Raw genomic sequence first — 322 nt, 5'->3', positions numbered from 1 at the left:
AGCCAAAGTTAGAGAATGCATGGATAAGATTAATGCCGCCGAATGCAGGGATGACCGCTGCATATGCTCACATTACGAGTGATGCGAAAGATCGACTGATGTCAGTTAAAACTGAGATCGCGACCAAGGCTGAAATCCATGAGACCACGATGGAAAACGGTATGATGAGCATGCGCCCTATTGAGAGCATCGCATTTTCGGCAGGTGAAACGGTTGAACTTAAGCCGCAAGGTAAGCACATCATGTTGATTGGTCTAACTCGCGCATTGCAAGAGGGTGAAGAGGTGCCAGTGCTACTTGAGTTTGCCGAGAGCGGCGTCCA

1 protein-coding gene is annotated in these 322 nt (G+C 49.1%); it reads left to right on the top strand.

Features of this window, described 5'->3' with window-relative positions; translation table 11 throughout:
* Nucleotides 1-32: 32 nt before the first annotated feature.
* Nucleotides 33-322 (top strand): copper chaperone PCu(A)C (locus A3751_RS02585; protein WP_068451750.1); only part of this gene is annotated, 290 nt, incomplete at its 3' end.

This window comes from Oleiphilus sp. HI0080 (assembly GCF_001635135.1).
This window is presented reverse-complemented; position numbering and strand designations above follow the sequence as displayed.